The sequence below is a fragment of the Bacteroidota bacterium genome (genome assembly GCA_016706255.1).
In the GTDB taxonomy this organism is placed as follows: Bacteria; Bacteroidota; Bacteroidia; order Chitinophagales; family BACL12; genus UBA7236.
Map to the genome: position 1 here is coordinate 78,320 of JADJJZ010000021.1, position 7,307 is coordinate 85,626.

5 protein-coding genes are annotated in these 7,307 nt (G+C 37.8%); 3 read left to right on the top strand and 2 right to left on the bottom strand.

Translation table 11 applies throughout. From position 1 onward, the window contains the following. Positions 1-19 precede the first annotated feature (19 nt). A complete protein-coding gene (locus IPI65_17130; protein MBK7443165.1) occupies positions 20-919 on the top strand; it encodes a DMT family transporter in 900 nt (299 codons plus the stop codon). Here IPI65_17130 and IPI65_17135 read toward each other — a convergent pair whose 3' ends face one another. Continuing rightward, positions 920-2,089: a phosphoribosylformylglycinamidine cyclo-ligase gene (locus IPI65_17135; GenBank protein MBK7443166.1), complete on the bottom strand. Its 1,170-nt coding sequence runs from the start codon at positions 2,087-2,089 to the stop codon at positions 920-922. A 147-nt stretch (positions 2,090-2,236) separates the two neighbouring features. Here IPI65_17135 and ppk1 point away from each other — a divergent pair, with 147 nt between their 5' ends. Together ppk1 and IPI65_17145 are read left to right on the top strand one after the other, a co-directional pair. After that, positions 2,237-4,333, top strand: coding sequence for a polyphosphate kinase 1 (ppk1, locus tag IPI65_17140; GenBank protein ID MBK7443167.1), 2,097 nt, complete (start codon positions 2,237-2,239; stop codon positions 4,331-4,333). A gap of 35 nt (positions 4,334-4,368) precedes the next feature. Further along, the gene (locus tag IPI65_17145) at positions 4,369-5,250 is read left to right on the top strand and encodes an exopolyphosphatase (GenBank protein ID MBK7443168.1); all 882 of its coding nucleotides are present in this window, start codon (positions 4,369-4,371) and stop codon (positions 5,248-5,250) included. A gap of 1,751 nt (positions 5,251-7,001) precedes the next feature. Here IPI65_17145 and IPI65_17150 read toward each other — a convergent pair. After that, positions 7,002-7,307: GSCFA domain-containing protein (locus IPI65_17150; protein MBK7443169.1), on the bottom strand; the 306-nt coding region annotated here is incomplete at its 5' end.

The following is a 7,307-nucleotide window of genomic DNA, read 5'->3' on the forward strand; positions in this document are numbered from 1 at the left end:
AGATGTTGTATTTACAATAGTGCAGGCAAATACTCACGCAAAGGCAGTTTATTTAATGATTACCGCAACGTTTTTGTTCGGTATTATGAATGTGCTGGTTAAATATCTCGGTCGCATTCCTTCTTATGAATTAGTTTTGTTTCGCTCGCTTGTAATGCTTATTGCATCAGGGTTTATGCTCTATCGCAGTAATATATATCCCTTCGGAAGAAGTCACCGCTGGGTTATGATTGGTCGCGGAGTAGCCGGTTCGGTTTCACTCATGATTTTTTTCTTCAGTATTCAGCATCTTCCGCTTGCTACTGCAGTTACCATCGCCTATCTGTCACCAATTTTCACCATTATTTTCGCCACCTTTTTGTTGAGAGAAAATATGAACTGGCGACAATGGTTGTTTTTTGGCATTTCATTTATAGGTATTCTGTTTATTAACGGGTTTGAAAAAAATAATCATACAACATTATTACTTGTCGGAATTATTGGTGCTGCCTTTTCCGGTTTAGCCTATAATGCATTACGTAAAACTGCAAATCATGTTCCTGCTTTGGTGATGGTATTTTATCTGCCCTTGTGCACAATCCCATTAGTATTACCTTTTTGTCTGCACAACTGGGTTATGCCTGAAGGAAAAGAATGGTTGCTCATTATTACGATGGGCCTTGTAACCCAGTTTGCTCAAATTTATATGACCAAAGCTTATCAGTTAGAAAAGGCAGGAACTATTGCAAATTATGCCTACTTGGGCGTTGTTTTTGCGCTGGGTTTCGGGTATATCTTTTTTGGGGAACGATTCAATCTTATCGCCATAAACGGCATGCTGATTGTAATTCTGGGGATAATCCTCAACTTCTTTTATGTAAATCGCGTAACCTCTGCAAAACGGTTCAGGGCTTATTTCCGCGACTTCCCGGGTTGGTAATCAATATTCGAAATGTCCGTGTTCGGTAATAACTGAAATTTTTGGTGCATCAGCATTTTCAATGCGACCTATGATTTGTGCATCAATGTTATAACTTTTTGCGATGGCTATAATCGCTTCCGCAGCAACTGCATCTGTGTAAATTTCCAAACGACAACCCATGTTAAACACTTTGTACATCTCTTTCCAGTCCGTTTTCGATTCAGTTTGAATTAATTCAAAAAGAGGTGGGGTAGGAAACAAATTATTCTTGATCACATGTACATCTCCCATAAAATGTTTCACCTTAGTTTGCCCGCCACCGGAACAGTGAATCATGCCTGAAATGGCACTTTTGTGTTGCGCTAAAATGGTTTTTATAACCGGTAAATAGGTTCTGGTGGGAGATAACACTAATTTGCCGACAGTTATATCTTTCCCACCGATAGATAATGTATCGGTTAATTTTTTCGAACCGGTATAAACTACTTCATTGGGTATCAGCGGATTATAACTATCCGGGTATTTTTCGGCGTATGCTTTTGAAAAAACATCGTGACGCGCACTGGTAAGTCCGTTGCTGCCCATACCACCGTTGTAGTCGGTTTCGTATGTCGACTGACCATAACTCGCCAGTCCCACAATTACATTACCCGGTTGTATGTTGTTGATTACCAGCTCATTACGTTTTATTCTGCCAAAAGCGGTAATGCCAACATCAATGGTGCGTACAATATCACCCACATCAGCAGTTTCGCCACCGGCATGGTGAATGGTGATGCCGTGTTGAGCCATATTTTCGAGAAAATGGTTGGTACCATTGATTACAGCTGCTAAAACACTTCCGGGAATGATACTTTTGTTTCGGCCAATGGTTGATGAAATCGTGATATTATCAGTAATTCCCACACAAGCCATATCATCGAGGTTCATAACCAAAGCATCTTGTGCAACACCTTCCCAAACACTTAAATCTCCGGTTTCCTGCCAATAAATGTAGGCTAAAGCCGTTTTTGTGCCTGCGGTATCGGCGTGCATTACATTGCAATACGCTCCATCGCCGGCGGCAAAATCAGGTAAAATTTTACAGAAAGCGTTGGGAAACAAGCCTTTATCCATGTGGGCAATAGCTTTATGCACTTCTTCTTTTTGCGATGAAACCCCACGCAACCCGTATTTATCCTGATTCATGCGGCAAAGTTACGGAAATGCTTAAATCTGCTCATTTGTTACCCAAACAATTAATTAACAATTAATTAATCATCTTTACTGTTGCGGTGTAAGGGCAGGCAAGTATTTTAGCCAAAGATTAAATTTGCTCTGTACAACCGAATGTATATGAGCGCGAAAAAGACGAAAAAATTGAAGTTAAAATATATCAACCGGGACATCAGCTGGTTATCCTTTAATGAAAGAGTGTTGCAGGAAGCTGAAGATAACAGTGTTCCATTAAATGAACGCATTCGTTTTCTGGGCATTTTTTCCAATAATCAGGATGAGTTATTCAGGGTGCGTGTTGCAGTGTTGCGGCGCATGATGCGTTTGCAAAAATCGCAATTGAAAGTATTTGATGTAAATCCGCAAAAAACATTAAATCAAATTCAAAAAAAGGTATTGGTTTTAAAAAACCGTTTCGATAATGCCTATCTGCAAATTCTCGAAGACCTGAAAAAACATAAAACGTTTATTTTAAACGAAAAAGAAATTAATAGTCAGCAGGGCGAATTAATTCGTAATTATTTTAATGAAACAGTACATCAGCGATTGTTTCCCATTATGCTCGATAATAATAAAAAAATGCCTTTGTTAAACGACAAAAGTATTTATCTGGCGGTGCGTATGGTAAAAACAGGAAAGCCTGCTGCAACAAGATATTCATTAATAGAAGTACCTGATGGTGAACCTTCCCGCTTTTTTGTTTTACCTGATGATGGCGATAAGAAATTTATTATTTTATTAGATGATATTATCCGCTACAATCTGGATGCCATGTATTATATTTTTAATTATGACTCCATTGATGCGTATACCATAAAAATTACCCGCGATGCGGAATTGGATTTACACGCCGATTTATCGCAAAGTATGTTAGAGATAATTCAGAAAAGTGTAAAACGTCGCACCAAAGGTGAAACCACACGTTTTATTTATGATGCACAAATGCCTGAAGAGATGTTGCAGTTTTTTGCAAAAAAGATGAAATTGCAACGTAATGATGCCATTATTCCCGGTGCACGTTATCACAACTTCAAAGACTTTATGAATTTTCCTGATTTAAGCAGGAAAGATCTACAATATAGCAGTATGCCTCCTGTGCATCATCCGTTGCTGAACACCAATTCCAGTATTACGAGTGTATTGCGACAGCGGGATATATTTTTACATTTTCCATATCAGAGTTTTCACCATATTATTGATTTATTGCGTGAGGCGGCAATTAATCCAAATGTTACCAGCATACACATGACCTTGTATCGCGTAGCAAAAAATTCGAGTGTGGTAATGAGTTTAATTAATGCTGCGCGTAATGGAAAACAAGTTACAGTTGTAATGGAATTACAAGCGCGTTTTGATGAGGAAAATAATATTTACTGGTCGAACCGTTTGCAGGAAGAAGGTGTAAAAGTTTCGTTTGGTGTTAATAATTTGAAAGTGCATTCTAAATTATGTTTAATAACACATAATCACGAAGGCAAATTGGTGCAATATGCGATTATTGGCACGGGTAATTTTAATGAAAACACAGCCCGTGTGTACACCGATATTTTTCTGCTGACAGCCAAACCGGAAATTACAAGAGAAGTAAAAAAGATATTTGAATTTTTCGATAATCGTTTTGAAATAGGGAAGTACAAACATTTAATGGTGGCACCGTTAAATATGCGTGCAAAATTAAAATCACTGATTAGTCGGGAAATAAAACATGCCAAGGAAAAAAAACCTGCTCTATTATTTTTCAAGATTAATAATCTGGTAGACAAAGAAATTATTAAAAAATTATACGAAGCGAGTAATGCCGGTGTAAAAGTGAAATTAATTGTTCGCGGTATTTGTTCGCTGGTGCCGGGTGTTGAAGGATTGAGTGAAAATATTGAAGCCATTAGTATTTTAGACCGGTTTCTGGAACATCCGCGTATATTTTATTTTGCCAATAATGGTAAAGAAGAAATATATATGGGTTCAGCAGATGTGATGGAAAGAAATATTGATCATCGTATTGAGGTGCTGGTAAGTATTTTAGATAAAGACATCAGAAAACAATTAAAAGAAATTCTGGACCTGCAATGGCAAGATAACGTTAAAGCCAGAACCTTAGCACAAGGTCATTTAAACGATTATATCAGCAAAGGAAAAAATGCAGCAGCGGTAAGAAGTCAGTTGGCATTATATGATTATTTCAAAAATTATTACGAAAAATTAAAATCAAATACATAAAACTGTTGTACTCATGTGCAACATAAATATTAAAAATGAAATTTGCAGCAATTGATATTGGGAGTAATGCAATCAGACTACTGATTGAAAATGTATATGAAACACCTAAAGGCCCTGTTTTTCACAAAGATTCTTTAATTCGTATTCCGGTTAGGTTAGGGGAAGATGCTTTTATAGATGGTGTAATTTCTGACGACAAAATAAATATGCTGGTGAAAGCGATGATTTCTATGAAACATATTATAGAAATTCACAAGGTAACAGCATTTAAGGTTTGTGCAACATCGGCCATGCGCGATGCAAAAAACAGTGCGCAAATTATTGAAAGAGTAAAAAAAGAAGCCGGTTTAGATATTCAAATAATTTCCGGCGATAAAGAAGGAAAAACAATTCTGGGCATGCCACTCGATCAAATGGGATTGGAACCCAATGATTTTTATTTATATATAGATGTTGGTGGCGGAAGCACAGAACTGGCTTTTTTAGGCAGAGGGCAAATGATTGCGAATCGCTCATTTAATATTGGCACTTTACGCATTTTAAATGATCAGGTTGCAGATGGTGACTGGAGAGAAATGCTGGAGTGGATTAGACAAACAAAAAATCAAAATTTTGAATTAAGTGCTATTGGCATTGGTGGAAATATTAACCATGTAATGAAGCACTACGGTAAAACCGGAAAACCATATTTAAGTATCAGCATTCTAAAACGTGTAATGATGTATATGGATGAATTAAGTATGGGTGAACGCGTTCGCGAATTAGGTTTGAAACCGGATAGAGCAGACGTAATTGTTCCCGCATTAAAAATCTACATCAACGTAATGAAATGGGCCGGCATTGAAAAAATTTATGTTCCGAAGCAAGGTTTGAGTGATGGATTAATTTCGCAGTTATACCAGGAGTGGAAAGGTTGATGTACCAATGTGCGAATGTACCGATGTACCAATGTAACAGCCGAATTTTGAGTAAAAATTTCATTCGGAACTCCCGTAGGGGCTGACCCATGTGTCAGCCCAATTCGCTGTAATGGATAATGAAATAATTAAACAGCTGGATAATGTACCAATGTACCGATGTACCAATGGAACAGCCGAATTTGAGTAAAAATTTCATTCGGAGCTCCGTAGGGGTTAATCAATATTAACCCGTGATGATGCACCAATTAAACACCCGAATTTTGAGTAAAAATTTCATTCGGAGCTCCCGTAGGGGTTAATCAATATTAACCCGTGATGATGCACCAATTAAACACCCGATTTTGAGTAAAAATTTCATTCGGAGCTCCCGTAGGGGTTAATCAAAATTAACCCGTGATGATGCACCAATTAAACACCCGAATTTTGAGTTAAAAATTTCATTCGGAGCTCCCGTAGGGGTTAATCAATATTAACCCGTGATGATGCACCAATTAAACACCCGATTTTGAGTTAAAATTTCATTCGGAGCTCCCGTAGGGGTTAATCAATATTAACCCATGATGATGCACCAATTAAACACCCGAATTTTGAGCTAAAATTTCATTCGGAGCTCCCGTAGGGGGCACCAATTAAACAGCCGAAACCACAGAGAAAACCCAAAGGAAACAGCCCGCAGAGACCACAAAGAGCGTAATATTTTAATTATTCTTAATAATGATAATTTATAGTTGAAATTTCAATTTTAGACAAAATTCTCTGTGAAATTTGTGTGTTGTTTCTTTGTGCCCCCGATAGCTATCGGGGTTGTGCTTAAAAATAATTAATGTGGTAATGTGCTGATGCGTTAATTAAACAGCCGTATAATGTACTGATGTACCAATTAATTGCCGAAATCTAATGTTACGACAAACCAACCCCTTTAGGTTTACCTGCCGGACGAGGCAGGGGTTGCATATTTTTAGCAAATGAAATTTAAACGAATCACCAAACCCCGTAGGGGTAAAATAATTTAAACAAAACCCAAATGGTACGAATTACCAACCCCTTTAGGTTTACCTGCCGGACGAGGCAGGGGTTGCATATTTTTAGCAAATGAAATCGAAACGACAAACCAAACCCCGTAGGGGTGAAACAATTTTGACGAATTCAAATGTTACGATACACCAATTTTTTGTTGAATAGAACGATGCAGCAACTCCTAGCCGGGATTGTAGCGGAAACAAGCTAATGCCCAATGTGAAAATGCCCGATGTACCCAATTAAACAGCCGGTTTTGAGCAAAAATTAAATTAATGACTTGTTGAAGCGAAAAGCCCGCAGCGATTTTGATACGGAGGGGGTTGTTGATGCTCCAAATTAATGTACCAATGTGTTAATGTACCAATGTACCAATTAAACAGCCGATTTTGAGTAAAAATTTCATTCGGAGCTCATGTAGGGGCTGACCCATGTGTCTGCCCATTGCGCTGTAACGTATAACGCACCAATTAAACAGCCGAAACCACAGAGAAAACCCAAAGGAAACAGCCCGCAGAGACCACAAAGAGCGTAATATTTTAATTATTCTTAATAATGATAATTTATAGTTGGAATTTCATTTTTAGACAAGATCCTCCGTGCTCTTTGCTTGGGTTTCTTTGTGCACTCCGTGGTTAAAAATAAATAATGTACCAATCGTACCGCCGAATTTTGAGCAAGAATTCCATTCAACCACTAAACCCCATCTAATTAGTTAATCGCCTAATTTGCTAATTAAAATACCCGACCGCATCACTCAAATCCAATTCCGGATAAGTTAGTTGAAGGGATTGTGATTTTTCGAACATGTTTTTTTTGAATTGTTGGTGTTGGAATGATGTTTCGAAAAAGGGTTTGTGCGCAATAGCAGCATTTATTTCTGCCATTTGTTTGAAACATATTCGTCCGCGTTCATCAACACAAGCTTCAGAAAATTTGTCCCAGATGTATTGAATTGCTGTTGCATTGGGATGTAACATATCTTCTGCATAAAACCGATAATCGCGTAATTCATCCAGCATAATTTCATAGGCGGG